The sequence below is a fragment of the Streptomyces sp. NPDC058086 genome (assembly GCF_042885015.1).
Lineage (GTDB): Bacteria > Actinomycetota > Actinomycetes > Streptomycetales > Streptomycetaceae > Streptomyces.
This window is the reverse complement of the sequence record NZ_JBHVST010000081.1, coordinates 1-24797: the sequence shown is the minus strand read 5'-3', so window position 1 is coordinate 24797 and position 24797 is coordinate 1. Positions and strand designations below refer to the sequence as shown.

Annotated in this window: 25 protein-coding genes; 19 read left to right on the top strand and 6 right to left on the bottom strand. The window is 69.1% G+C overall.

Annotation, left to right across the window (positions count from 1 at the left end; genetic code table 11):
- Nucleotides 1–29 precede the first annotated feature (29 nt).
- The 14 genes from ACFVWD_RS41540 (at nucleotide 30) to ACFVWD_RS41475 (ending at nucleotide 12893) form a co-directional block, all read left to right on the top strand.
- Nucleotides 30–677: an L-threonylcarbamoyladenylate synthase gene (locus ACFVWD_RS41540; RefSeq protein ID WP_099943337.1), complete on the top strand. Its 648-nt coding sequence runs from the start codon at nucleotides 30–32 to the stop codon at nucleotides 675–677.
- Nucleotides 674–1339, top strand: coding sequence for a low molecular weight phosphatase family protein (locus ACFVWD_RS41535; RefSeq protein ID WP_054233230.1), 666 nt, complete (start codon nucleotides 674–676; stop codon nucleotides 1337–1339). The genes ACFVWD_RS41540 and ACFVWD_RS41535 overlap by 4 nt, the downstream gene beginning before the upstream one ends.
- A 112-nt stretch (nucleotides 1340–1451) precedes the next feature.
- A complete protein-coding gene (gene glyA, locus ACFVWD_RS41530; RefSeq protein ID WP_212726924.1) occupies nucleotides 1452–2693 on the top strand; it encodes a serine hydroxymethyltransferase in 1242 nt (413 codons plus the stop codon).
- 126 nt (nucleotides 2694–2819) lie between these two features.
- On the top strand, nucleotides 2820–4202 hold the full coding sequence (locus ACFVWD_RS41525) for an MraY family glycosyltransferase (RefSeq protein WP_389603123.1): 1383 nt from the start codon (nucleotides 2820–2822) through the stop codon (nucleotides 4200–4202).
- Between the two features lie 284 nt (nucleotides 4203–4486).
- On the top strand, nucleotides 4487–4927 hold the full coding sequence (locus ACFVWD_RS41520) for a hypothetical protein (RefSeq protein ID WP_143602932.1): 441 nt from the start codon (nucleotides 4487–4489) through the stop codon (nucleotides 4925–4927).
- A 273-nt stretch (nucleotides 4928–5200) separates the two neighbouring features.
- A complete protein-coding gene (atpB, locus tag ACFVWD_RS41515; protein ID WP_143652209.1) occupies nucleotides 5201–5971 on the top strand; it encodes a F0F1 ATP synthase subunit A in 771 nt (256 codons plus the stop codon).
- Nucleotides 5972–6047: 76 nt separating this feature from the next.
- On the top strand, nucleotides 6048–6284 hold the full coding sequence (locus ACFVWD_RS41510; RefSeq protein ID WP_143628119.1) for a F0F1 ATP synthase subunit C: 237 nt from the start codon (nucleotides 6048–6050) through the stop codon (nucleotides 6282–6284).
- A 39-nt stretch (nucleotides 6285–6323) separates the two neighbouring features.
- Complete coding sequence (locus ACFVWD_RS41505) at nucleotides 6324–6872, top strand: F0F1 ATP synthase subunit B (protein ID WP_389603122.1); 549 nt, start codon at nucleotides 6324–6326, stop codon at nucleotides 6870–6872.
- Nucleotides 6869–7693, top strand: a complete 825-nt coding sequence (locus tag ACFVWD_RS41500; protein WP_389603121.1) for a F0F1 ATP synthase subunit delta — start codon at nucleotides 6869–6871, stop codon at nucleotides 7691–7693. The genes ACFVWD_RS41505 and ACFVWD_RS41500 overlap by 4 nt, the downstream gene beginning before the upstream one ends.
- 124 nt (nucleotides 7694–7817) lie before the next feature.
- On the top strand, nucleotides 7818–9407 hold the full coding sequence (gene atpA, locus ACFVWD_RS41495; protein WP_389603120.1) for a F0F1 ATP synthase subunit alpha: 1590 nt from the start codon (nucleotides 7818–7820) through the stop codon (nucleotides 9405–9407).
- A 21-nt stretch (nucleotides 9408–9428) separates the two neighbouring features.
- Nucleotides 9429–10343, top strand: a complete 915-nt coding sequence (locus tag ACFVWD_RS41490) for a F0F1 ATP synthase subunit gamma (protein WP_168495592.1) — start codon at nucleotides 9429–9431, stop codon at nucleotides 10341–10343.
- Entirely contained in the window at nucleotides 10343–11779 is a 1437-nt protein-coding gene (gene atpD / locus ACFVWD_RS41485; RefSeq protein ID WP_054233221.1) for a F0F1 ATP synthase subunit beta, read from the top strand. Before ACFVWD_RS41490 ends, atpD begins: the two co-directional genes overlap by 1 nt.
- A 163-nt stretch (nucleotides 11780–11942) precedes the next feature.
- On the top strand, nucleotides 11943–12317 hold the full coding sequence (locus tag ACFVWD_RS41480) for a F0F1 ATP synthase subunit epsilon (protein WP_054233220.1): 375 nt from the start codon (nucleotides 11943–11945) through the stop codon (nucleotides 12315–12317).
- A gap of 129 nt (nucleotides 12318–12446) precedes the next feature.
- Nucleotides 12447–12893, top strand: coding sequence for a DUF2550 domain-containing protein (locus tag ACFVWD_RS41475; RefSeq protein WP_054233219.1), 447 nt, complete (start codon nucleotides 12447–12449; stop codon nucleotides 12891–12893).
- A 3-nt stretch (nucleotides 12894–12896) separates the two neighbouring features.
- Here ACFVWD_RS41475 and ACFVWD_RS41470 read toward each other — a convergent pair whose 3' ends face one another.
- From ACFVWD_RS41470 to ACFVWD_RS41460, 3 genes are all read right to left on the bottom strand, one after another.
- Complete coding sequence (locus ACFVWD_RS41470) at nucleotides 12897–14735, bottom strand: glycosyl hydrolase family 18 protein (RefSeq protein WP_389603119.1); 1839 nt, start codon at nucleotides 14733–14735, stop codon at nucleotides 12897–12899.
- A 109-nt stretch (nucleotides 14736–14844) separates the two neighbouring features.
- Complete coding sequence (locus tag ACFVWD_RS41465) at nucleotides 14845–15486, bottom strand: response regulator transcription factor (RefSeq protein WP_095852570.1); 642 nt, start codon at nucleotides 15484–15486, stop codon at nucleotides 14845–14847.
- Nucleotides 15483–16703 carry a sensor histidine kinase gene (locus tag ACFVWD_RS41460; protein WP_389603118.1) on the bottom strand — a complete coding sequence of 407 codons (1221 nt, stop codon included), beginning with the start codon at nucleotides 16701–16703 and terminating at the stop codon, nucleotides 15483–15485. The genes ACFVWD_RS41465 and ACFVWD_RS41460 overlap by 4 nt, the downstream gene beginning before the upstream one ends.
- A gap of 164 nt (nucleotides 16704–16867) precedes the next feature.
- Here ACFVWD_RS41460 and ACFVWD_RS41455 point away from each other — a divergent pair, with 164 nt between their 5' ends.
- Complete coding sequence (locus ACFVWD_RS41455; protein WP_389603117.1) at nucleotides 16868–17422, top strand: hypothetical protein; 555 nt, start codon at nucleotides 16868–16870, stop codon at nucleotides 17420–17422.
- A gap of 13 nt (nucleotides 17423–17435) precedes the next feature.
- Here ACFVWD_RS41455 and ACFVWD_RS41450 read toward each other — a convergent pair whose 3' ends face one another.
- The 3 genes from ACFVWD_RS41450 to ACFVWD_RS41440 are packed head-to-tail and all read right to left on the bottom strand — an operon-like array spanning nucleotide 17436 to nucleotide 19576.
- Nucleotides 17436–18008: a cob(I)yrinic acid a,c-diamide adenosyltransferase gene (locus ACFVWD_RS41450; protein WP_054233214.1), complete on the bottom strand. Its 573-nt coding sequence runs from the start codon at nucleotides 18006–18008 to the stop codon at nucleotides 17436–17438.
- Nucleotides 18009–18021: 13 nt separating this feature from the next.
- Nucleotides 18022–18771 (bottom strand): ABC transporter permease, encoded by a 750-nt coding sequence (locus ACFVWD_RS41445; RefSeq protein ID WP_389603116.1) that lies wholly within the window; start codon nucleotides 18769–18771, stop codon nucleotides 18022–18024.
- 22 nt (nucleotides 18772–18793) lie between these two features.
- Nucleotides 18794–19576, bottom strand: a complete 783-nt coding sequence (locus tag ACFVWD_RS41440) for an ABC transporter ATP-binding protein (protein ID WP_389603115.1) — start codon at nucleotides 19574–19576, stop codon at nucleotides 18794–18796.
- 113 nt (nucleotides 19577–19689) lie between these two features.
- On the opposite strand from ACFVWD_RS41440, the gene ACFVWD_RS41435 reads away from it, so the two are divergent.
- The 4 genes from ACFVWD_RS41435 (at nucleotide 19690) to ACFVWD_RS41420 (ending at nucleotide 24654) form a co-directional block, all read left to right on the top strand.
- A complete protein-coding gene (locus ACFVWD_RS41435; RefSeq protein ID WP_389603114.1) occupies nucleotides 19690–20331 on the top strand; it encodes a TetR/AcrR family transcriptional regulator in 642 nt (213 codons plus the stop codon).
- A 125-nt stretch (nucleotides 20332–20456) separates the two neighbouring features.
- Nucleotides 20457–21305 carry a 3-hydroxyacyl-CoA dehydrogenase family protein gene (locus ACFVWD_RS41430; RefSeq protein ID WP_054233213.1) on the top strand — a complete coding sequence of 283 codons (849 nt, stop codon included), beginning with the start codon at nucleotides 20457–20459 and terminating at the stop codon, nucleotides 21303–21305.
- A gap of 208 nt (nucleotides 21306–21513) precedes the next feature.
- On the top strand, nucleotides 21514–21837 hold the full coding sequence (locus ACFVWD_RS41425) for an STAS domain-containing protein (RefSeq protein WP_030596935.1): 324 nt from the start codon (nucleotides 21514–21516) through the stop codon (nucleotides 21835–21837).
- A gap of 270 nt (nucleotides 21838–22107) precedes the next feature.
- A complete protein-coding gene (locus tag ACFVWD_RS41420; RefSeq protein WP_389603113.1) occupies nucleotides 22108–24654 on the top strand; it encodes an ATP-binding protein in 2547 nt (848 codons plus the stop codon).
- Nucleotides 24655–24797 lie beyond the last annotated feature (143 nt).

The window sequence follows — 24797 nt, the reverse complement described above, 5'->3', positions numbered from 1 at the left end:
AGCAGTACGTGTACGAGGAGGCCCGCTAAATGGCACGGCGATACGACACCAACGACGCGACCGACCGCATCACCGGTCTGCGTGAGGCCGCGTCCGCCGTCCGCCGTGGCGAGCTGGTGGTCCTCCCGACGGACACGGTGTACGGCATCGGCGCCGACGCGTTCACCTCGGAAGCCGTCGCCGACCTCCTTGAGGCCAAGGGCCGGGGCCGCAACATGCCCACCCCTGTCCTCATCGGCTCCCCGAACACCCTCCACGGCCTCGTCACGGACTTCTCCGAGATGGCCTGGGAGCTCGTCGACGCGTTCTGGCCGGGTGCGCTCACCCTCGTCGCCAAGCACCAGCCGTCCCTGCAGTGGGACCTGGGCGACACCCGGGGCACGGTGGCCATCCGTATGCCACTGCACCCGGTCGCCATCGAACTGCTGACGGAGGTCGGCCCGATGGCCGTCTCCTCCGCGAACCTCACCGGCCACCCGTCGCCGGAGGACTGTGACGCCGCGCAGGAGATGCTCGGTGACTCCGTCTCCGTGTACCTGGACGGCGGTCCGACTCCCGGCAACGTCCCCTCCTCGATCGTCGACGTCACCGGCAAGGTGCCGGTCCTGCTGCGCGCGGGTGCCCTGTCGGCGGAGGAGCTCCGGAAGGTCGTACCCGACCTCGAGGTGGCGAATTGACAGCCCCTGACGCGGGGCGTGGCATAGGCACGGGGATCACGGGGACCAATGGGTCCCCCAGGGGGTCCTTCCGCATCCTCCACGTCAGCACCGGCAACGTGTGCCGCTCGCCGATCACCGAGCGGCTGACCCGCCATGCCCTCGCGGACCGGCTGGGCGACCCCCTGTGGGGCGGCCTCATCGTCGAGAGCGCCGGCACCTGGGGGCACGAGGGCGCCCCCATGGAGGCCAACGCCGAGACGGTCCTCGCGGACTTCGGCGCGGACCCCTCCGGCTTCGTCGGCCGCGAGCTCCTCGACGACCACGTCATCAGGGCCGACCTGGTCCTCACCGCCACCCGCGACCACCGCGCCCAGGTCATCTCCATGGGCCACTCCGCGGGCCTGCGCACCTTCACCCTGAAGGAGTTCACCAGGCTGGTCCGCGCCATAGACCCGGCCACGCTGCCGCCCCTGGAGGACGGAGTGGTCGAACGCGCCCGCGCCCTGGTCCGGGCGGCGGCCGCTCTACGCGGGTGGCTCCTGGCTCCCACGGCGGAGGCGGACGAGGTCTTCGACCCGTACGGCGCGCCCCTGCCGTTCTTCCGTTCGATCGGCGACGAGATCAACGAGGCACTGGATCCGGTGGTGACGGCGCTTACCGGGGTGCGGGCGCGCGCGTAGGCCGGTGTGGGCGTTTTCTCTTGGGACGCCCTATAGGCCGTAATACCGGGCGTCCCACCGGTCCCGGTTCTACATTGGACGTAGCGCACCCCGCCGAGGCCCGGAGTCCACCATGCCGGTCACACAAACGCTGGAAGCGGATGTTCTGCGTCTGCAGGACCCGGAGCTCGCCGAGATCCTGATGGGGGAGCTGGCGCGGCAGTCGACGACGCTCCAGCTGATCGCGGCCGAGAACTTCACCTCGAAGGCGGTGCTGACCGCCCTCGGGTCGCCGCTGGCGAACAAGTACGCCGAGGGCTATCCCGGCGCCCGCCACCACGGCGGCTGCGAGATCGTCGACGTCGCCGAGCGCCTCGCCGTGGAGCGCGCCAAGGCCCTCTTCGGTGCCGAGCACGCCAACGTCCAGTCCCACTCCGGATCTTCGGCCGTCCTGGCCGCGTACGCCGCCCTGCTGCGGCCGGGGGACACCGTCCTGGCCATGGGGCTGCCGTTCGGCGGCCACCTCACGCACGGGTCGCCCGCGAACTTCTCCGGCCGCTGGTTCGACTTCGTCGGGTACAGGGTGGAGGCGGAGAGCGGGCTCATCGACTACGAGCAGGTGCGCGCACTGGCCCGTACGCACCGGCCGAAGGCCATCGTCTGCGGGTCGATCTCCTACCCCCGGCACATCGACTACGCGCTCTTCCGGGCGATCGCCGACGAGGTCGGCGCCTATCTCATCGCCGACGCCGCCCACCCCATCGGCCTGGTCGCCGGGGGAGCGGCGCCCAGTCCGGTGCCGTACGCCGATGTCGTCTGCGCCACCACGCACAAGGTCCTGCGCGGCCCCCGCGGCGGCATGATCCTCTGTGGCGGCGAGCTGGCCGAGCGGGTCGACCGGGCCGTCTTCCCGTTCACCCAGGGCGGCGCCCAGATGCACACCATCGCCGCCAAGGCCGTCGCGTTCGGCGAGGCCGCGACGCCCGCCTTCATGGCGTACGCACATCAGGTGGTCGCCAACGCGAAGGTGCTGGCCGAGGGGCTGGCCGCGGAGGGGCTCGCCCTCACCACCGGGGGGACCGACACTCACATGCTCACCGCGGACACCGCTCCGCTCGGGCTCGACGGACGCGGCGCACGAGGCCGTCTAGCCGCCGCCGGCATGGTCCTCGACACCTGCGCGCTGCCCCACGGCGACGCACGCGGCCTGCGCCTGGGCACGGCCGCGCTGACCACGCAGGGGATGGGCGAGGCGGAGATGGCGCAGGTCGCGAAGATGTTCGCGGCGGTGCTGCGGGACGAGACCGACAGTAAGCGGGTGCGTGAAGAAGTACGGGATCTGGCCGGGAGATTTCCGCCCTATCCGGACGAGTGAGGGGTACACGCACACGTGTGCACAGCCACTCGTGCAACCATCGTCGCTACCCGGAAGTCCCCAACCATATGCGTGCATCGCTAGGGTGTGGGGCTGAGATGGCCAGCGAGACCTGTGGGGAAGCCCGTGCGTGAATATCTGCTGACGCTCTGCATCACGGCCGCGGTGACGTATCTGCTGACAGGGCCGGTACGGAAGTTCGCGATCGTGGCCGGAGCCATGCCGCAGATCCGGGCACGTGACGTGCACCGGGAACCCACGCCGCGGCTCGGCGGCATCGCGATGTTCTTCGGCCTGTGCGCCGGTCTGCTGGTCGCCGACCATCTGCGGAACCTCAACGCCGTCTTCTCCGACTCCAACGAGCCCCGCGCGCTGCTCTCCGGCGCCGCGCTGATCTGGCTGATCGGTGTCCTGGACGACAAGTTCGAGATCGACGCCCTGATCAAACTGGGCGGCCAGATGATCGCCGCGGGTGTGATGGTCATGCAGGGTCTGACGATCCTGTGGCTGCCCATCCCCGGCGTCGGCCTGGTCGCGCTGACCCAGTGGCAGGGCACCCTGCTCACCGTGGCGCTGGTCGTCATCACGATCAACGCGGTGAACTTCGTCGACGGCCTCGACGGTCTCGCCGCCGGCATGGTGTGCATCGCCTCCGCCGCGTTCTTCTTGTACGCGTACCGCATCTGGTACAGCTACGGCATCGAGGCCGCCGCCCCGGCGACCCTCTTCGCGTCGATCCTCATGGGCATGTGTCTGGGCTTCCTGCCGCACAACATGCACCCCGCCCGGATCTTCATGGGCGACTCCGGCTCGATGCTGATCGGCCTGGTGCTGGCCGCCGGCGCGATCTCCATCACCGGGCAGATCGACCCGGACGCGATGAACCTGTTCTCCGGTTCGGAGCGCAACACCGTGCACCAGACGGTGCCGGTCTACATCCCGCTGCTGCTGCCGCTGACGATCATCGCGGTCCCGGCCGCCGACCTGGTGCTCGCCATCGTGCGGCGCACCTGGCGCGGTCAGTCGCCCTTCGCCGCCGACCGCGGCCACCTGCACCACCGCCTCCTGGAGGTCGGCCACTCGCACAGCAGGGCCGTCCTGATCATGTACTTCTGGTCGGCGCTGATCGCCTTCGGAGCGCTCGCCTTCTCGGTGAACTCGGCGTCCATGTGGATCGTGCTCGGCATCGCGGCGCTCAGCGCCGTGGGTCTCGTACTGCTCCTGCTGCCGCGCTTCACGCCGCGTGCCCCGCGCTGGGCCGAGCACCTGGTGCCGCCGCGCTACCGCCGCCGTCGCAGGGTCGCCCTGGCGGCCGCGGCGGAGGCCGCCGTGGCCTCCGCCGCGTACGAGGAGTCGGCGTCCCACGAGAAGGCGGCCCAGGAGCGGGAAGAGGGCGTGCGCGAACACCGTTCCCCGGTCACCACGGGTGTCTCAGGAGTCAACGGAGCGACGGCAATTGGTTCCCGTGCGCGCTTCCTGGAAGCGCGCAAAGCCGAATCTTCACGTTGACGCAAAGTAAGAATCCCGCAAGAGGGATCACCGGCAAACCGCGTCAATACCAGACAAGTCACCCTCGATATTGCACAAACGCGCAGGTTCACTCTCATGTGTGACAGCGAGCACACCTTCTAGGTAAAGACCGCATCAAATAGTTTGTGATACGGTTCACGAGAACCCGGGATAGAGCCGAAGGGCCGTAGTGAGACGGCCCCTTGGCGTGAGGTTCTCTCTCAGCCCGGGACTACGCTCGTCCATGACGACACCCTGCCCCCGAAGCAAGCGGAGTTGCCGCCATGCCGTCCAATGACGCCCGGAACCTACTGCACACCGCTGTCCCCACAGCGGCTGTCGGCGTGATCGCCGTCGCCGTCAGTGGCGTGGTCGCGGGTGGCAAAGGCGCGCTCGGCGCGGGCATCGGCACACTGCTGGCCATCCTCTTCATGGGGATCGGCCTCTACGTCCTGCAGTGGACGGCAAAAACGCTCCCGCAGCTGTTCCAGGCCATGGGTCTGATGCTCTACGTCGCCCAGCTCCTGCTGCTCCTGATCTTCGTGGCACTCTTCAAGAACACGTCTCTGTTCAACCCCAAGGCGTTCGCGGTCGGTCTCGTCCTCGCGACCGTCGTGTGGATGGCGGCGCAGGCGCGGGCACACATGAAGGCCAAGATCTTCTATGTCGACCCCGAACCCGAGAAGAAGAGCGAGAAGCCCGAGAAATCAGGGTCCTCGTCGTGAGGGGTAGGGGTGGGATAAAGCCATGTGGGAGATCCTGCTATCGTCCGGTGCCAACTGCGGCATCGCGGGCGCGGGCATCTGAGCTGACGCCTGCTCAATCGCGAGGCTTGATGCCCCACAGCCGCCCCCACATTCGTTACACCAGTCCAGTGCCGAACCGCGGCTGCGCGCCGCGCCGACACAACGAGGTTGCCGTACCTATGCGTCACGCCGAAGGAGCCCGTGGTGAGTGCTGACCAGACCCAGCTCGCCTTTGACTGGAGCTGTCGGATCATGTCCGACAACGGGTGTGGCTTTCCGGCTCCGGGCCTGCACTCGTTCCTCTTCAAGCCGATCGCCACGGTGGGAGGGTTCGAGTTCAACAAGGTGATGCTGCTCGCCCTGCTCACCTCGATCGTCGTCGTCGCCTTCTTCTGGGCGGCCTTCGGCAAGGCCAAGGTGATCCCGGGCAAGCTGCAGATGGTCGGTGAGGCCGGATACGACTTCGTGCGCCGCGGCATCGTCTACGAGACGCTCGGCAAGCGCGAGGGCGAGAAGTACGTCCCGATCATGGTCTCGCTGTTCTTCTTCATCTGGATCATGAACATCTGGTCCGTGATCCCGCTGGCACAGTTCCCGGTCTCGTCGGTCTTCGCCTTCCCGGTGGTGCTCGCCGCGATCGTCTGGATCATGTGGGTCTCGGTCACGTTCAAGCGCCACGGCTTCGTCGGCTTCTTCAAGAACATCACCGGCTACGACAAGTCGCTCGGCGGCGTGCTGCCCCTCGTCATGGTCATCGAGTTCTTCTCGAACCTGATCGTCCGGCCCTTCACGCACGCGGTCCGACTCTTCGCCAACATGTTCGCCGGCCACCTGATGCTGGTCATGTTCACGGTCGCCTCCTGGTACCTGCTGAACAGCTACATGATCCCTGCGGCCGGTGTCTCGTTCGTGATGACCGTCATCATGATCCTCTTCGAGCTTTTCGTGCAGGCCGTCCAGGCGTACGTCTTCGTGCTGCTGGCCTGCTCGTACCTCCAGGGCGCGCTCGCCGAGCACCACTGAGTCACCGCCCCCCGAAAGCCCCAGAACGTCCGGTGGCCAACCCCCGCCGGTCCAAGAAAGAGAAGGAAGAATCAGCATGGCTGCCACTGAGACCCTCGCCGCTCTCTCCGGTTCGATCGGTTCCGTCGGCTACGGCCTCGCCGCCATCGGCCCCGGCGTCGGCGTCGGCATCATCTTCGGTAACGGCACCCAGGCCCTGGCCCGTCAGCCCGAAGCTGCCGGCCTGATCCGCGCCAACCAGATCCTCGGCTTCGCCTTCTGTGAGGCGCTCGCCCTCATCGGCATCGTCATGCCGTTCGTTTTCGGTCAGTAATTCACCCCTTACTGACACGAATCGACGAAAGGCACTGATGTGATCGCCAACCTGGTACAGCTGGCGGCCGAGGAGAAGCAGAACCCGCTCATCCCGGCCGGCCCCGAGCTGCTCGTCGGCGCCATCGCCTTCGCCATCGTGTTCTTCTTCTTCTGGAAGAAGCTCCTCCCGAACATCAACAAGGTTCTGGAAGAGCGCCGCGCGGCGATCGAAGGCGGTATCGAAGAGGCCGACGCCATGAAGGTCGAAGCCCAGAGCGTGCTGGAGCAGTACAAGGCCCAGCTCGCCGAGGCACGGCACGAGGCCGCGCGGCTGCGCCAGGAGGCGCAGGAGCAGGGCGCCACGCTCATCGCCGACATGCGTGCGGAAGGCCAGCGGCAGCGCGAGGAGATCATCGCCGCCGGTCACTCGCAGCTCGAGGCCGACCGCAAGGCCGCCTCTCAGTCGCTGCGACAGGACGTGGGCAAGCTCGCCACCGACCTGGCCGGCAAGCTCGTCGGCGAGTCCCTCGAGGACCACGCCCGGCAGAGCCGCGTCATCGACCGCTTCCTCGACGAGCTCGAGGAGAAGGCCGAGGCGACTCGATGACCGCACACGGAGCAAGCCGCGAGGCCCTCGCTGCAGCTCGTGAGCGTCTCGACGCGCTGACGGACTCGACGTCCGTGGACGCGGTCCAGCTCGGCGACGAGCTGGCCGCCGTCACCGCGCTGCTCAACCGCGAGGTGTCGCTGCGTCGGGTCCTGACCGACCCGGCGCAGCCCGGCGAGGCCAAGGCCGAGCTGGCCCAGCGCCTGCTCGGCGGCCAGGTCGGCGGGTCGACCGCGGACCTGGTGGCCGGCCTGGTGCGCTCGCGCTGGTCGCAGCCGCGTGACCTGGTGGACGCGCTGGAGGAGCTGGCGAGCATCGCCGACCTCACGGCCGCCCAGCGGGCGAACGCGCTCGACGACGTCGAGGACGAACTGTTCCGCTTCGGCCGGATCGTCTCCTCGAACACCGAGCTGCGCGCCGCGCTGACCGACCGCACCGCCTCGAAGGCGGCCAAGAGCGAGCTGCTGCACAGCCTGCTCGGCGGCCGGGCCAACCCGACCACCGAACGCCTGGTGACGCGCCTTGTGGCCGCGCCCCGGGGACGTAGCCTGGAGGCGGGACTCGAGTCCCTGTCCAAGCTCGCCGCCGAGCGCCGCAACCGCATGGTCGCCGTCGTCACGTCGGCGGTCCCGCTGAGCGACGGACAGAAGCAGCGCCTCGGCGCCGCTCTGGCGAAGCTCTACGGCCGCCCGATGCACCTCAACCTCGACGTGGACTCCGAGGTCATCGGCGGGATCCGGGTGCAGGTCGGCGACGAGGTCATCGACGGTGCCGTCGCGGACCGACTCGAGGACGCGCGCCGACGCATTGTCGGCCAGTAGCAACTCAATACGCGTAACCACGTAGTACTTACGGCCCTGGTTGGGCCGTGCAGAGGATTCCTGGGGGCTGACCCCAGACCCCCCAAGAAAACTTCGGGCCCAACAAGGAGAGCAGGGAACCCAGATGGCGGAGCTCACGATCCGGCCGGAGGAGATCCGGGACGCGCTGGAGAACTTTGTCCAGTCGTACAAGCCGGACGCGGCCTCGCGCGAGGAGGTCGGTACGGTAACCGTCGCCGGCGACGGTATCGCCAAGATCGAGGGCCTTCCCTCGGCGATGGCGAACGAGCTGCTGAAGTTCGAGGACGGAACCCTCGGTCTCGCGCTGAACCTGGAAGAGCGCGAGATCGGTGCGGTCGTCCTCGGCGAGTTCAGTGGTATCGAGGAGGGCCAGCCGGTGCAGCGCACCGGTGAGGTGCTGTCCGTCGCCGTGGGCGAGGGCTACCTCGGCCGCGTCGTCGACCCGCTCGGCAACCCGATCGACGGCCTCGGCGAGATCGAGACCACCGGCCGCCGCGCCCTCGAGCTGCAGGCCCCGGGCGTCATGGTCCGCAAGTCGGTGCACGAGCCGATGGAGACCGGCTACAAGGCCGTCGACGCGATGACCCCGATCGGCCGTGGCCAGCGTCAGCTGGTCATCGGCGACCGTCAGACCGGCAAGACCGCGCTGGCCGTCGACACGATCATCAACCAGCGCGACAACTGGCGCTCGGGCGACACCAAGAAGCAGGTTCGCTGCATCTACGTCGCCATCGGTCAGAAGGGTTCGACCATCGCCTCCGTGCGTGGCGCCCTCGAAGAGGCCGGCGCGCTGGAGTACACGACCATCGTCGCCGCCCCGGCGTCCGACCCGGCCGGCTTCAAGTACCTTGCGCCGTACACCGGTTCGGCCATCGGCCAGCAGTGGATGTACGAGGGCAAGCACGTCCTCATCATCTTCGACGACCTCTCGAAGCAGGCCGACGCCTACCGCGCCGTGTCCCTGCTGCTGCGCCGTCCGCCGGGGCGCGAGGCCTACCCCGGTGACGTCTTCTACCTGCACTCCCGTCTGCTGGAGCGCTGCGCGAAGCTCTCCGACGAGATGGGCGCCGGTTCGATGACGGGTCTGCCGATCGTCGAGACCAAGGCGAACGACGTGTCGGCGTTCATCCCGACCAACGTCATCTCCATCACCGACGGCCAGTGCTTCCTGGAGTCCGACCTGTTCAACGCCGGACAGCGTCCGGCCCTGAACGTCGGTATCTCGGTCTCCCGCGTCGGTGGCTCCGCCCAGCACAAGGCGATGCGCCAGGTGTCCGGCCGACTGCGTCTGGACCTCGCCCAGTACCGCGAGCTGGAGGCGTTCGCCGCCTTCGGTTCCGACCTGGACGCCGCGTCGAAGTCCCAGCTGGAGCGCGGTCAGCGACTGGTCGAGCTGCTCAAGCAGGCTCAGTACCAGCCGTTGGCCACCGAGGACCAGGTCGTCTCCGTGTGGGCCGGTACCACCGGCAAGATGGACGACGTACCGGTCGCCGACATCCGCCGCTTCGAGAAGGAGCTGCTGGAGTTCCTGCACCGCAAGCACCAGGGACTCATGACCTCCATCAAGGAGGGCGCCAAGATGTCGGACGACACCCTGCAGGCCATCGCCGAGGCGATCGCGGAGTTCAAGAAGCAGTTCGAGACCTCGGACGGCAAGCTGCTCGGCGAAGACGTTCCGGCCGCGGCCAAGTGACGTAAGGAAGGGACCTGACTCATGGGAGCCCAGCTCCGGGTCTACAAGCGTCGCATCCGATCCGTCACCGCGACCAAGAAGATCACCAAGGCGATGGAGATGATCGCCGCCTCGCGCGTCGTCAAGGCGCAGCGCAAGGTGGCGGCCTCCGCGCCGTACGCGACCGAGCTCACCCGCGCGGTCACGGCGGTCGGCACCGGCTCGAACACCAAGCACCCGCTGACCACGGAGGCGGAGACGGCGACCCGTTCCGCGGTGCTGCTCCTCACGAGCGACCGCGGACTGGCCGGCGCCTTCAACTCCAACGCCATCAAGGCGGCGGAGCTGTTGACCGCCCGTCTTGAGGCGGAGGGCAAGGAGGTCGACACGTACATCGTCGGCCGCCGCGGTCTGGCCCACTACAACTTCCGCGAGCGCACGGTCGTGCAGTCGTGGTCGGGCTTCACCGACGAGCCCACCTACGCGGACGCCAAGAAGGTCGCAGCGCCGCTGATCGAGGCCATCGAGACGGCGACGGCGGACGGCGGCGTGGATGAACTCCACATCGTCTACACCGAGTTCGTCTCGATGATGACGCAGACGGCGGTCGACGGCCGCCTGCTGCCGTTGCGCCTCGAAGAGGTCGCGGAAGAGGCGCCCAAGGGCGAGATTCTTCCGCTGTACGAGTTCGAGCCGTCGGCGGAGGACGTCCTCGACGCCCTGCTGCCTCGGTACGTCGAGAGCCGTATCTACAACGCGCTGCTCCAGTCGGCTGCCTCCAAGCACGCCGCCACCCGCCGCGCGATGAAGTCGGCGACCGACAACGCGGGAGACCTGATCACCACGCTCTCCCGTCTTGCCAATGCGGCCCGCCAGGCCGAAATCACCCAGGAAATCAGCGAGATCGTCGGTGGCTCCGCAGCCCTTGCCGACGCGACCGCGGGGAGTGACAAGTAATGACGACGACTTCTGAGACGGCCGTTGCCACGGGCCGCGTCGCCCGGGTCATCGGCCCGGTCGTCGACGTGGAGTTCCCCGTCGACGCGATGCCGGACATCTACAACGCCCTTCACGTCGAGGTGGCCGACCCGGCCAACGCCGGCGAGAAGAAGACGCTGACCCTGGAGGTCGCCCAGCACCTGGGTGACGGCCTGGTCCGCACGATCTCCATGCAGCCCACCGACGGTCTGGTCCGCCAGGCCGCGGTCACCGACACGGGCACGGGCATCACCGTCCCCGTCGGCGACTTCACCAAGGGCAAGGTGTTCAACACCCTCGGTGAGGTGCTGAACTCCGACGAGAAGTACGAGGGCGAGCGCTGGTCCATCCACCGCAAGGCCCCGCGCTTCGACGAGCTCGAGTCGAAGACCGAGATGTTCGAGACCGGCGTCAAGGTCATCGACCTTCTCACCCCGTACGTCAAGGGTGGAAAGATCGGTCTGTTCGGTGGTGCCGGTGTCGGCAAGACGGTGCTCATCCAGGAGATGATCTACCGCGTCGCCAACAACCACGACGGTGTCTCCGTGTTCGCCGGTGTCGGTGAGCGCACCCGTGAGGGCAACGACCTCATCGAGGAGATGTCGGACTCGGGCGTCATCGACAAGACCGCGCTTGTCTTCGGTCAGATGGACGAGCCCCCGGGCACCCGTCTGCGCGTGGCTCTCGCGGGTCTGACGATGGCGGAGTACTTCCGTGACGTCCAGAACCAGGACGTGCTGTTCTTCATCGACAACATCTTCCGCTTCACGCAGGCCGGTTCCGAGGTCTCGACCCTGCTCGGCCGTATGCCCTCCGCGGTGGGCTACCAGCCGAACCTGGCCGACGAGATGGGTCTCCTCCAGGAGCGCATCACCTCGACCCGTGGTCACTCGATCACCTCGATGCAGGCGATCTACGTCCCCGCGGACGACCTGACCGACCCGGCCCCGGCCACCACGTTCGCCCACCTCGACGCGACGACGGTGCTGTCCCGTCCGATCTCCGAGAAGGGCATCTACCCGGCCGTGGACCCGCTGGACTCCACGTCCCGCATCCTGGACCCGCGCTACATCGCGGCGGATCACTACGCCGCCGCGATGCGGGTCAAGTCGGTCCTGCAGAAGTACAAGGACCTCCAGGACATCATCGCGATCCTCGGTATCGACGAGCTCGGCGAGGAGGACAAGCTCACTGTCCACCGCGCCCGTCGCGTGGAGCGCTTCCTGTCCCAGAACACCCACGTCGCCAAGCAGTTCACCGGCGTCGACGGGTCGGACGTCCCGCTGGACGAGTCGATCGCGGCCTTCAACGCGATCATCGACGGTGAGTACGACCACTTCCCGGAGCAGGCGTTCTTCCTGTGCGGTGGCATTGAGGACCTCAAGGCCAACGCCAAGGAGCTCGGCGTCTCCTGAACCTCGCGTATCTGAGGGACTCCGGTTCCTGAGGAACTCGTGTTCGTAAGGGAGGGGGACGGGACCGCACCTCGCGGGGCGCGTCCCGTCCCCCTCCGTACGCCCATTAGACTTTGACCCAACACCCGGCGGCCATGCCGGGTGGTGACCCGAGGAGCCCACCTTGGCTGCTGAGCTGCACGTCGAGCTCGTCGCCGCGGACCGCAGTGTCTGGTCCGGCGAGGCCACCCTGGTCGTCGCGCGTACCGCGTCCGGCGACATCGGCGTCATGCCCGGTCACCAGCCGCTGCTCGGTGTGCTGGAGTCGGGCCCGGTGACCATCCGTACGAGTGATGGTGGAACGGTCGTCGCCGCGGTGCACGGCGGTTTCATCTCGTTCGCCGACAACAAGCTGTCACTGCTGGCCGAGATCGCCGAGCTGTCGGACGAGATCGACGTCCAGCGTGTGGAGCGGGAGCTCGAGCGCGCGAAGGCGGAGGGCGATGCCTCCGCCGAGCGCCGCGCGGACGTCCGTCTGCGGGCGGTGTCGGCGCGCTGAGTCGCCGCGCTGTGTGATGCTTTGCCTCAGCCGCGGCGGGGACCGGATCACTCCGGCCCCCGCCGCGGCTGAGGCAAATGCGGAGGTTTTTTCTTTTCCGTTACCTAGGAGACGAGGAGGTCGGTGTCGATGGTCCTCGCTCTGACTGTGTGCGGATTGGTAGTGGCGCTCGTGGTGGTGGGGCTGTTCGTCTTCGGCCTCCGCCGCCGGCTGATCCAGCGCTCAGGGGGCACGTTCGACTGCAGCCTGCGCTGGGACGTCCCGGAGAAGAGCGACCCCAACGGAAAAGGCTGGGGCTACGGCGTCGCCCGCTACAACGGCGACCGCATCGAGTGGTATCGCGTCTTCTCGTACTCCCCGCGCCCGCGCCGCGTCCTGGAACGCTCGGCGATCGAGGTGGCCGGCCGCCGCACCCCGGACGGCGAGGAAGAACTCGCCCTGCTCTCCGACGCGATCATCCTGGCCTGCGTGCACCGGGGCACCCGCCTGGAACTGGCGATGAGCGAGGACGCGCTGACCGGTTTCCTCGCGTGGCTGGAGGCAGCCCCGCCCGGTCAGCGCGTCAATGTGGCCTAAGGGCTAGCCGAGCCCGCCGGTGAGGGCGCTCACCAGTTCACCGTTGCTGGTGTCTCCGCTGAACTCCCAGAAGAACGCGCCGCCCAGGCCCTGACTCTTGGCCCAGGCCATCTTCGTGCCGATGGTCGCCGGGGTGTCGTAGGACCACCAGTTGCTGCCGCAGTGCGCGTACGCCGTCCCCGCGATCGTGCCGGTGGCGGGGCAGGACGTCTTCAGCACCTTGTAGTCCTCGATGCCCTGCTCGTACGTTCCCGCCGCCGGACCCGTGGCCGTGCCGCCAGGTGCGTCCTGGGTGACGCCCGTCCACCCGCGGCCGTAGAAGCCGATGCCGATCAGCAGCTTGCTCGCGGGCACGCCCTTCGCCTTGAACTTGGCGATCGCGTCGGCGGTGGTGAAGCCGGGCGTCGGGATGCCGCTGTACGAGGTGAGCGGGGAGTGCGGGGCGGTCGGGCCCTGCGCGTTGAACGCTCCGAAGAAGTCGTACGTCATCACGTTGTACCAGTCGACGTACTGCGAGGCGCCCGCGTAGTCGGCGGCGTCGATCTTGCCGCCGGAGGTGCCGTCGGCCGTGGTGGCCGCGGTGACCAGGTTGCCCGTGCCGAACTTGGCGCGCAGGGCCTGCATCAGGTTCTTGTAGGCCGCGGCCCCGCTGGTGTCGCAGGACAGACCGCAGGCGTTCGGGTACTCCCAGTCGATGTCGATGCCGTCGAAGACGTCGGCCCAGCGCGGGTCCTCGACCAGGTTGTAGCAGGACTGGGCGAAGGCGGTCGGGTTGGCCGCGGCTTGGGCGAAGCCGCCGGACCAGGTCCAGCCGCCGAAGGACCAGAGGATCTTGATGTTCGGGTACTTGGCCTTCAGCTCGCGCAGCTGGTTGAAGTTGCCGCGCAGCGGCTGGTCCCAGGTGTCGGCGACGCCGCTGACCGACTGGTCGGCGGTGAAGGCCTTGTCGTAGTCCGCGTAGGAGTCGCCGATCGCGCACTGGCCGTTGGTGACGTTGCCGAAGGCGTAGTTGATGTGCGTGATCTTCGCCGCCGAGCCCGAGGTCACCAGGTTCTTGACGTTGTAGTTGCGGCCGTAGATGCCCCACTCGGTGAAGTAGCCGAGCTTGACGGCGTTGCCGGTCGGGGGCGGGGTCGTACCGCCGCCCGTGGTGTGCACGGCGACCGCGCCGCTGACCGGACCGGTCTGGTCGGCGGTGTCACGGGCCTGGACGGTGTACGAGTAGTCGGTGCCGGCGGTCAGACCGGTGTCCGTGTACGAGGTCGTGGTCACGGTGGCGACCTTGGTGCCGCCGCGCAGGACGTCGTAGTTCTTGACGCCCTTGTCGTCGGTGGCCGCGCTCCAGGAGAGCTTCACCGAGGTGTCGGTGATCGCGGAGGCGGTGGGGGTGCCGGGCGTGCTCGGCGGGTTGTCACCGGGGACGGTGGTGCCGCCGTCACAACTGCCGCCGTTGAGAGTGCAGTTGGTCGGGGATCCCGTGCCGGCGCCGTTGAAGCCGAAGGAGACGGAGGCGCCCGCGGCGAGGGTGCCGTTGTACGACTTGTTCTTGGCGGTCCAGTGGGTGCCGGAGGAGGTGACGTCCGCGTCCCAGGCCGAGGTGACGGACGTACCGGACGGGAAGTCCCAGCCGATCGTCCAGGAACTGATGCTGGTGGTACCGGTGTTGGTGACCGTCCACTTGCCTTCGAAGCCCGTACCCCAGTCCTGGGTCTTGGTGTACGTGGCGGTGGCGGAGGTGGCTGCCGAGGCGGGGCTCGCGAGCCCGACGAGGGCGGCGAGCGGAAGCAGCAGAGTGGTGAGTCCTGCCACGGTTCGCTGTCGGACTCTGGTTCTGAAGCGCATGATGCCTCTCCTCGGGGATGTCGTGGGCATGGCTAAGCGCAGTGCGGCGAGAATAGAAAGGTCTGGACCATAGGTCAATAGGTCTGGACCAGTGCACCCGCGCGGTGAGTCAGACCCCCAACTCCTGCGCCAGCACGGCCGCTTGGACCCGACTACGCAGCTCCAGCTTCCCCAGCAGACGGCTGACGTGGGTCTTCACCGTCGCCTCCGCCATGTCCAGCCGTCCCGCGATCTCCGCGTTGGAGAGCCCCTCACCCAGGCAGGACAGCACCTCCCGCTCCCGGCGCGTCAGCGCGTCGAGCACGGCCGGGTCGGCGCTCGGCTCCCGTACCGGCTTCGCGGCGAACTCGGCGATCAGCCGACGCGTCACGGCCGGGGCGATCAGCCCCTCGCCGCTCGCCACCGTCCGCACCGCCACCAGCAGATCCCTCGCCTCCGTGTTCTTCAGCAGAAACCCCGAGGCGCCCGCGCGCAGCGCCCCGAAGACGTACTCGTCGAGGTCGAAGGTGGTGAGCACGAGCACGTCGGCGAGCTGCTCGGCGACGACCTGACGGGTGGCGGACACTCCGTCGAGCCGGGGCATCTGCACGTCCATCAGAACGAGGTCCGGGCGGAGCTCGCGGGCGAGCGCGACCGCCTGCTCGCCGTCCGCGGCCTCGCCGACCACCTCGATGTCGGGCGCGCTGCGCAGGATGAGGACGAGCCCGGCCCGCACGGCGGACTGGTCCTCGGCGACGAGCACGCGGATCATTCGGGTCCTCCTTGGACGAGGGGCAGGGTGGCGCGTACGGCCCAGATCTTGCCGTCCCTGCCGTCCCTGCTGTTCTTGCCGTTCCCGCTGTCGGGGGAGGGCTCGGGCCCCGCCTCGAAGCTGCCGCCCAGCAGGTCGGCCCGCTCCCGCATCCCCACGAGACCGGCGCCGGAACCGGGGGCGCGGGGGCCGCTCGGACCGCCGTACGGACTGGTGACCGCGACGGCGAGCGAGCCGTCCCGCTGGGTGAGCGTCACCGCGACACGGCCCTCGGGTGCGTGCTTGAGGGCGTTGGTCAGCGACTCCTGGACGATGCGGTACGCGGCGAGCTCGACCGGGGCGGGCACCTTGCCGTGCTCGGTGGTGAGCGTGACGTCGAGTCCGTTGGTGCGGGCGCCGGCCACCAGGGCGCCGAGTCCGCCGAGGGTGGGTGCGGCGGACGGCTCGCGGTCGTCGCTGCCGTCGCGCAGGATCCCGATCAGCCGGCGCATCTCCGCGAGCCCCTCGACGCTGTTCTCACGGATGACGGCGAGCGCGTCCTTGGACGTCTTCGGGTCGTCGATGGAGAGCGCGGCCGTGGAGTGGATCGCGATCGCGGAGAGGTGATTGGCCACCATGTCGTGCAACTCTCTTGCCATCCGGGCTCGTTCGGCGGTGACGGCGTGGGCGCGGTCCATCTCGGCTAGCAAGGCCGTCTGTTCGGCGCGCAGCCGTTCGGCTACCGCGGTGTCGCGGTGGTTGCGGACGATCCAGCCGGTGGCGGCGGGGGTGAACGTCACCAGGCCGGTGAACGCGCCGATCAGCAGCCCCTCCGGCTTGTGCCAGGCTGCGACCGGCCACACGGTCGCGATCACCGTGATCAGCCCGGTGATCCAGGGGATGCGGCGGGCCGCGCCGGGGGAGCCGTACAGGACGGCCGCGTAGACCAGGTCCGTGAACATCACGACCGTGGCCAGGCTGCCGCGGGTCAGCAGGTCGGCGACGAGCGCGAGTGTGCCCACGAGCAGGGCGGTGCGCGGCCGTGTCCGGCGCAGCAGTTCGCAGCAGGCCATCACGGCCAGCGGCACCAGGACGGCCCAGCCCTGGTCCACACGGGACATCGGATCGTCCGGCCTGCGGCTGTAGAGACCGACGCTCCACAGGAAGAGCCCGCCGAGCAGTCCGCCGATCGCGATGCCCACGTCGTCGCGGTGGGGGCGGGGCGGTCGCCCGGCCATGACTCCATCCATGACTCCATCCAACACGGCGCACCGGCTCACCGCCTGATGCCCGGGAAGGGTCCGGAACTGCATCTTTCGATGTACCGGGACTTCGTCACCGACGACGACGATCCGAGCCGCCCCGGACGCGAGCCTGGAGGGGTGACCGAGAGGAGCGAACCGTGATCGTCGGGTTGATCGTCGCGTGCGAGGCCGGTTTCTGGGTGCTGCTGGCCGCGGGCCTCGCCGCCCGTTATCTGCTGAGGCTGCGCCGCACGAGCGTGGCTCTGCTGCTGTGTGAGCCGCTGCTGGAGGTGGTGCTCTTCGTGGTGACGGCGATCGACCTCAGGAACGGCGCCGAGCCGAGCTGGGAACACGGCCTGGCCGCGCTCTACATCGGCTTCACCGTCGCGTACGGCCACTGCACGATCCGCTGGTTGGACGGCCACGCCGCCCACCGCCTGGCCGGTGGCCCGCCCCCGCCGAAGCCCCCGCGCTTCGGCCTGCCCCGGGCCGCCCACGAGGGCCGCCTCTGGCTCCGCACCCTCCTCGCGGCGACCGTCGCGTGCGCCCTCCTCCAGGCCGCGATCTGGTTCGTGGGCGTCGGCGACACCTCGTCGCTGCGCGCCTTCCAGTGGGTGGCGCTACGGGCGCTGGCGATCCACGGCCTGATCGCCCTGACGTATCTGCTCCGGCCCAAACGGGCCCCGGTCACCCAGGGCCGGTCCGACGGATAGGGCTTGCCTCCGGCTAGCGCTCGCCCCCCGGCACCCACAGCACGTCCCCGGTCTCCTTGTTCGCGGTGCGGGCGAGGATGAACAGCAGGTCGGAGAGCCGGTTCAGATAGGTGGCGGTCAGCGGGTTCATGACGTCGCCGTGGACCTCCAGCGCCGCCCATGTCGACCGCTCGGCGCGGCGTACGACCGTGCACGCCTGGTGCAGCAGTGCCGCGCCCGGGGTGCCGCCGGGCAGGATGAAGGAGCGCAGCTTCTCCAGCTCGTCGTTGAAGCGGTCGCAGTCCGCCTCCAGCTTGTCGATGTAGAACTGCTCGACACGCAGGGGCGGGAACTTCGGGTCCTCGACCACCGGGGTCGACAGGTCCGCGCCGACGTCGAAGAGGTCGTTCTGCACCCGGGTGAGGACCGCGACGACCTCCTCGTCGAGGCCGCCCAGTGCGATCGCCGTCCCGAGGACCGCGTTCGCCTCGTTGGCGTCCGCGTAGGCCGAGATCCGGGGATCGGTCTTGGCGACCCGGCTCATGTCCCCGAGAGCGGTGGTGCCCTGGTCGCCGGTCCTGGTGTAGATGCGCGTCAGATTGACCATGGGGCCAGCGTAGTTATGCTCCGGCCTTCCGGAAGACACGTGTGCCCACCGTCACGGAGAGCGCCGCGAAGCCGAGGGCGACCAGGACGCCGTACAGCATGTGGGCCGTGGCGTACGAGCCCACGTACGCGTCCCGCACCGCGTCCACCAGATAGCGGAACGGCATGAAGTGCGAGAGCACGTCCAGCCAGCCGGGAGCCAGTGTCATCGGGAGCATCAGGCCGGACAGGAGCATGGCCGGCATCGTCAGGGCGTTGATGGCGGGGCCGAACTCCTGCGGGGTGCGGACGTTCATGGCCAGGGCGTAGGAGAGGGAGGCGAGGGAGAGGGTGAGCAGGGCGACGAACGCGAAGCCGATCAGGATGCCGGCGAGTGGCGCGCGCAGCCCCATCGCCAGTGCCGCCAGGACCAGCAGCACCGCCTGGAAGACGAAGAGGGCGGCGTCGCGCAGGACCCTGCCGAGTAGCAGCGCGAGCCGGCTCACGGGGGTGACCCGCATCCGTTCCACGATTCCCTGGCTCTTCTCGATGATGATGGTGAAACCGGCGAACGCGGCTCCGAACAGCCCGAGTTGAAGCAGCAGTCCGGGGACCAGGACCTGCCAGGAGTCGCCCCGCGAGCCGAGCGGCAGACCGGTCAGGAGCGGGCCGAAGAAGAGCAGGTACAGCAGCGGCATCAGGATGCCGAAGAGCATCGCGAAGCGGGAGCGGAGGGTCTGGCGGGCGTAGCGCCCGAAGATCAGCGCGGTGTCGTGGAGAAGCATCGGTTCCTGGGTCCTCTACGTCCTATACGGCCACGGGGGCGGAGTCGGTGGGTGCCGGGCCGCGCCCGGTGATCGCGAGGAACGTGTCCTGGAGCGACGCGTCGGGCGCACCGCCGTGCGTCAGCTTCAGCGCGCTCGGTGTGCCGTCGGCCACGACCACTCCCCGGTCGACGATCACGAGCCGGTCGGAGAGGGCGTCCGCCTCGTCGAGGTAGTGCGTGGTCAGGAAGACCGTGGTGCCGTGCTCGTCGCGCAGCCGGCGGACCAGGTCCCACAGGTCCGCGCGGCTGGCCGGATCCAGGCCGGTCGTCGGCTCGTCCAGGAACAGCACCCGCGGGCGGTGCGTGAGCGCCATCGCGATGTCCAGGCGGCGGCGCTGACCGCCGGAGAGCGCGGCCGTCCTGCGGTCGAGCAGTCCGGTCAGCCCGAGGTCGTGCGCCAATTCCTCGGCCCGTTCCTGTGCCTGAGCCCTCGGCAGGCGGTACAGCCGACCCTGGGTGACCAGTTCCTCCCGCACGGTCACGTGCGGGTCGACGCCTCCCGACTGCGCCACATAGCCGCTGGCGCGGCGCACCCCGGCCGGGTCGGTGGCGAGATCGCAGCCCGCGACGGTGGCCGCGCCGCCGGTGGGCTTCAGCAGGGTGGTGAGCATGCGCAGCGTGGTCGTCTTGCCCGCGCCGTTCGGGCCGAGGAAGCCGAGGATCTCGCCGGGCCGCACGGTGAGGTCGATGGAGCGGACGGCCTCCACGAGGCCGCGTTTCGTCCGGAAGGTACGCGCCAGACCGGCCGTACTGATGATTGCCATGCCCTCAGAGAAACAGAGTCACTGAAAGTTTGCAATGACTCTAAGATTTCATTGCATCCAAGATTTCTGTGCGCCCAAGGTTTCATCGGCTCCAGCGAAGCTACGATGCGGACATGGCTGAAGGGCTCAGGGAGCGGAAGAAGCGGCAGACCCGGCAGTACATCTCGGATGTCGCCACCGGTCTGTTCTTGGAGCGCGGCTTCGACGCGGTGACGGTCGCGGAGGTCGCGGACACCGCGGACGTCTCCGTCAACACCGTCTACAACTACTTCCCGACCAAGGAGGACCTCTTCCTCGACCGCTCCCAGGGCGTCGTCGACCGGCTCGCCCGCTGGGTGCGTGGCCGGGAGAAGGGGGAGTCGGCCGCCGCCGCCGTGCTGCGCGAACTGCGTGACGAGGTCGCCGCGGTCTCGCCGCGGGTCGGCCTGATGGATGGATACGCGCGCTTCATGCAGGTCATCCACGAGGCTCCCGCACTCCGCTCACGGCTGTGGGCGATCGGTCAGGAGGTGCTCGACAACCTGGAGGAGGCGCTGCGCGAGGAGACCGGCGCGTCCGCCGACGACCCGCTGCCCGGCCTGATCGCAGGACAGGTCAACTGGGTCCACCAGACGGTCATGGCCGTCATCGGCCGGCAGATGATGGCCGGCCGCAATCCGGGCGAAGTATCACGTGAGGTACTTCTTCTCCTCGATGACATGGAGGAGTTGTTGAGCGAGAAGGTGCTCAACTACGCGGTCCGCGACGCGGGGTGAGCCATCCGGTGTGATGTCCGTCAGATGAGACGTGACGCGCATTACTTACCGGTCACACAGGCCCTCACGAGCGCTAGTGTCCGCCCGAGAGGCAGACATAAACACCGCGTCAGGGGAGTCGCACAGTGGCAGGGAAGCTCGCCGTCATCGGAGCCGGGCTCATGGGGTCCGGTATCGCCCAGGTGTCCGCGCAGGCGGGCTGGGACGTCGTTCTGCGCGATGTCACGGACGAGGCGCTCACGCGAGGCATCGACGGCATCAAGGCCTCGTACGACAAGTTCGTGAGCAAGGGCAGGCTGGAGGCGCACGACGCCGATGCCGCGCTCGGCCGGATCACCGCGACCACCGATCTCGACGCCGCCGCGGACGCGGACATCGTCGTCGAGGCCGTCTTCGAGAAGCTCGAGGTCAAGCACGACATCTTCCGCGCGCTCGACAAGATCGTGCGGGACGACACCGTGCTCGCCTCGAACACCTCCGCCATCCCGATCACGAAGATCGCCGCGGCCACCGAGCGCCCGGAGCGGGTCGTCGGCGTCCACTTCTTCTCACCCGTACCGATGATGCAGCTGTGCGAACTGGTGCGCGGCTACAAGACGAGCGACGAAACCCTCGCGACCGCGCGGGAGTTCGCCGAGTCCGTCGGCAAGACCTGCATCGTCGTCAACCGTGACGTGGCCGGCTTCGTGACGACCCGTCTCATCTCGGCGCTCGTCGTCGAGGCCACCAAGCTGTACGAGTCCGGCGTGGCCACCGCCGAGGACATCGACCTCGCCTGCAAACTGGGCTTCGGTCACGCCATGGGCCCGCTCGCCACGGCCGACCTCACGGGCGTCGACATCCTCCTGCACGCCACCGGCAACATCTACACCGAGACGCAGGACGAGAAGTTCGCCCCGCCGGAGCTGATGCGCCGGATGGTTGACGCCGGTGACATCGGGCGCAAGAGCGGGCAGGGCTTCTACAAGCACTGAATCAACCGAGTCATCCAGCATCACCCGTCACGGAAACCGCACGTGCCTCTGGGGTGTCACCCCATGAGGTGAATTCGGTATCGGTTCGCTTACAGACGGCAACCTCTGCGGCCTCAAGCCAGTCAGACGGTGCACACGCAAAACTGCGGACCGACACCGACGCAGAAAGACTGACGCAGAGTACGAGACGCACTCTCGGGGAGCGCATATGTACATCAGGGGCGACCACGCCGAGCTGGTCGTCGGGGGCCGCCTCGACGTACGCAGCGCGGCGGACGCCCGTACGGTCCTGCACTCGGCCGTCGACGACGGAGTCGGCGACCTGGTGCTGGACCTGTCCGAGCTGGACTCCTGGGACGCCACCGGCCTCGGTGTCATCATGGGGGCCCACCGAAGGGCCGGGCGGTGCGGCCGGCGGCTCGTGCTGCGCCGCGTACCACCACAGATGCAGCGCCTGCTGGTGGCCACCCGGCTGCACCGGATCCTCGCGATCGAGGGCGGCATCGGTGTCGAGTCACTGCCCCGGGTGTGACCCGGCGTACGCCTCCTGAGCGGCGTACGAAACGCACCTCGCGCACAATCCTCACGAGACTGTGACGTCTCGGACGGCGCGGTACCCCGGCCTGTCGGAGATACTGTGCGAAGGTTTAGGGTTCGGCTGCCCGCCACCCGAAACCCTGCGAGCGGGCACCGGACCAGAAGCGACAGCGCGGTGTGCAGCAAGGCCGGGAGGGGCCTGGGTCCTTGTCACCGGACTCCCGGCGACAAGATCCGCACACGACGCTTTTGGGGGGCTTGGAACATGGACCCGAACAACCGGGGACCCGAAGAATACGGCCATGACGACGACGGCCAGGCGCCTCGCTCGCGCCCGCCGCGTGATGCGCTCACCGCCGACCTGGGTCAGCACACACCCGCACTCGCCCGTACCGTCCAACTCGTCTCGGGCGACTTCCTGCTCACGGTCAACCCCGTCGACGGCAGCGAGATAGAGGCTTGCCCGCCGGGAGAGCGACCGCAGCGGCCCACGAAGTTCAGTGCCGCCGAGCGTGCCGATCTGGCCCGCGCCGCTCTGCCGCCCGTACCGCCGGGCCCCGCCCAGCCCCGACTGCCGCTCCTGGAGCGCCAGGAGGATCGCGAGCGGCTCGTCCGCCTGCTGGCGCGCGGGCGTTCCGTACGCCTCACCGGCCCCGCCGGCTCCGGCCGCACCAGCCTGCTCGACGCCGTCGCCGACGACTGCGCGGACCTCGCCCCCGACGGCGTCGTCCGCCTCTCCGGATACCGGCGCACGGCGACCGACCTGCTGTACGACCTGTTCGCCGCCGTCTACAACGCTGCCCTGTACCGCCCCGAACGGGACGAACTGCTCGAACTCGTCCACGGGATCGGCGCGGTCGTCGTCCTCGACGACGTGGAGATCGGCGGCACCGCGCTTGACGAACTCCTCGACGCCACTCCCGAGTGCGCCTTCGTCATCGCCGCGACCCCCGACGTCCCCGCGCCCTCCACCGACTCCCTCCTCGAAGAGGTCTTCCTCGCCGGACTCGACCGCAGCGGCGGCCTCGAGCTCCTGGAGCGGACCGTCGGACGCGTGCTGACCGAGGAGGAGGCGAACTGGGCGGGCGACCTCTGGTTCGAGTCCGAGGGCCTGCCGCTGCGCTTCATGCAGGCCGGCGCCCTGCTGCGACAGCGCGACCAGTTGCGGGCCAAGGAGGACGCCTTCGACGACTTCGGCGTCTTCCAGGACGCCCCGGTCGACCTGCCGGTCGACGCGCCCTTCGAGGCCGCCGACGATCACGACGTACCGCTGCCCTCGCTCGCCGAGGGGGCCGCGCCCGCCGCGCTGCTCGCCTCCCGCCTGAGCGGGTCGGCCCGTGCCACCCTGCGCTTCGCCATCGCGCTCGGCGGTGAGGTGCCTCACCAGACGCATCTGCCCGCCCTCGTGGACGACACCCACGCCGACGCCGCGCTCGCCGAACTGGCGGGCTGCGCGCTGGTCTCCCCGGTCGGCTCCCGCTACCGGCTCGCCGCCGGTGTGCAGGCCCAGCTGGAGGCCGCCGGATACGCCGACGTGCTGGAGGAGCAGGCCCGCACCGCGGCCCAGCACTACACCTGGTGGGCCGGACACCCCTCGGTCACCCCGGAACGGGTCTGCGCCGAGGCCGACGCCGTGCTCGCCGCCCTCACCGTCCTGGTCCCGCTCACCACGCCTCCGGCCGACGAGCGGGACGAGAGCGTCGCCGTGCAGCTGGCCCGCACGGCCGCGCCCGCCTTCGCCGCAGGACTGAACTGGAACGCCTGGGAGCGCGCGCTGCGCTCCGGCGCGGAGGCCTCCCGGCTCGCCGGCGAGGTCGGCGAACAGGCCTACTTCCACCACGAGTTGGGCATCCTCGCGCTCTGTGGCGGTCAGCTGGACCGGGCCCGTGTCGAGCTGGAGTCCTCCATCGGGCTGCGTGGCGCCCTCGCCGACAAACGTGGCACCGTCGCGGGCCGCAGGGCCCTCGCGCTGGTCGCCGACCGCTCCGGGGCCGTACTGCCCGGTGGGCGCACGGCGGCGGGCGAGGAGGTGCCCGACGCGCGGCACGAGGAGTCGGCATCGCCGCCCGGCGGCGTACCGGCCGCGTTCGTGCTGTCCGCCCCGGCCGGGGAGCCCTCGACGCTGGTCACCAATCGGGCCGAACCGGGCCCGGCGTCGAAGCGCGTGGGCGTGGGCACCCGCCTGGTGACCGGCACCCGGCGCAACCTGGTGGCCGCGGGCGCGGGTGCGCTGCTCGTCGCGGTGCTCGGCACCGTGGTGACCCTCGGCGCGACCTCGAACAACAACACCGACAACCCGTCCGAGAAGGTCGGCGTCAACCCCTCGGCCAGCCAGGGCGGCCAGGACGACAGCCTCGGCGCCGACAAGGCGAAGAAGGGCGGGGACGGCAGCGACGCGGGCGTGGTGACCACGCCGACGGATCCGGGCCCCGACGGCACGTACGGGACCTCGGACGACCCGACGCCGCCGACGAGCACGAGCGGGCGGCCTTCGGGCAGCCCGAGTGGGACGAAGGGGACCTCCAGCAGTCCGTCCAAGTCGCCGTCCAAGACCCCGTCGAAGACGCCGTCCAAGACGCCCTCGCCGACGCCGTCCAAGACGCCGACACCCACCCCGACACCCACCCCGACACCGACCCCGACACCCACTCCGACACCCACTCCGACGACGACGCCGTCCACCACCGACACCGCCAGCGGCCCCGCCTCCAGTATCCCCGCGAGCACCACTGCCAGCGCTCCGCGCAGCAGTTCCGCGAGCGTGCCCGCGAGCAGCAGCGCCGCCGGGTCACCGAACGGCTCGGTGATCTGAGCACCACGATGCACGACGACAGAAGTGAGGGGCGGGGGCGACAAAGGGCCCCGCCCCAACATAGGAACCGGGTAAAAAAATGGCGGGTTTGTGCAAGTAGGTGGGAAAAAAAAAAACCCCGGTTTTGGTGCAGGATTGCCCCG

Coding starts and splice junctions, on each gene's coding strand:
- ACFVWD_RS41490 (WP_168495592.1), top strand. CDS start 9,429: ATGGGAGCCCAGCTCCGGGTCTACAAGCGTCGCATCCGATCCGTCACC.
- atpB (WP_143652209.1), top strand. CDS start 5,201: ATGTCCGACAACGGGTGTGGCTTTCCGGCTCCGGGCCTGCACTCGTTC.
- glyA (WP_212726924.1), top strand. CDS start 1,452: ATGCCGGTCACACAAACGCTGGAAGCGGATGTTCTGCGTCTGCAGGAC.
- ACFVWD_RS41475 (WP_054233219.1), top strand. CDS start 12,447: ATGGTCCTCGCTCTGACTGTGTGCGGATTGGTAGTGGCGCTCGTGGTG.
- ACFVWD_RS41470 (WP_389603119.1), bottom strand. CDS start 14,735: ATGCGCTTCAGAACCAGAGTCCGACAGCGAACCGTGGCAGGACTCACC.
- ACFVWD_RS41540 (WP_099943337.1), top strand. CDS start 30: ATGGCACGGCGATACGACACCAACGACGCGACCGACCGCATCACCGGT.
- ACFVWD_RS41450 (WP_054233214.1), bottom strand. CDS start 18,008: ATGGTCAATCTGACGCGCATCTACACCAGGACCGGCGACCAGGGCACC.
- ACFVWD_RS41435 (WP_389603114.1), top strand. CDS start 19,690: ATGGCTGAAGGGCTCAGGGAGCGGAAGAAGCGGCAGACCCGGCAGTAC.
- ACFVWD_RS41465 (WP_095852570.1), bottom strand. CDS start 15,486: ATGATCCGCGTGCTCGTCGCCGAGGACCAGTCCGCCGTGCGGGCCGGG.
- ACFVWD_RS41445 (WP_389603116.1), bottom strand. CDS start 18,771: ATGCTTCTCCACGACACCGCGCTGATCTTCGGGCGCTACGCCCGCCAG.
- atpD (WP_054233221.1), top strand. CDS start 10,343: ATGACGACGACTTCTGAGACGGCCGTTGCCACGGGCCGCGTCGCCCGG.
- ACFVWD_RS41510 (WP_143628119.1), top strand. CDS start 6,048: ATGGCTGCCACTGAGACCCTCGCCGCTCTCTCCGGTTCGATCGGTTCC.
- atpA (WP_389603120.1), top strand. CDS start 7,818: ATGGCGGAGCTCACGATCCGGCCGGAGGAGATCCGGGACGCGCTGGAG.
- ACFVWD_RS41520 (WP_143602932.1), top strand. CDS start 4,487: ATGCCGTCCAATGACGCCCGGAACCTACTGCACACCGCTGTCCCCACA.
- ACFVWD_RS41440 (WP_389603115.1), bottom strand. CDS start 19,576: ATGGCAATCATCAGTACGGCCGGTCTGGCGCGTACCTTCCGGACGAAA.
- ACFVWD_RS41500 (WP_389603121.1), top strand. CDS start 6,869: ATGACCGCACACGGAGCAAGCCGCGAGGCCCTCGCTGCAGCTCGTGAG.
- ACFVWD_RS41425 (WP_030596935.1), top strand. CDS start 21,514: ATGTACATCAGGGGCGACCACGCCGAGCTGGTCGTCGGGGGCCGCCTC.
- ACFVWD_RS41420 (WP_389603113.1), top strand. CDS start 22,108: ATGGACCCGAACAACCGGGGACCCGAAGAATACGGCCATGACGACGAC.
- ACFVWD_RS41460 (WP_389603118.1), bottom strand. CDS start 16,703: ATGGCCGGGCGACCGCCCCGCCCCCACCGCGACGACGTGGGCATCGCG.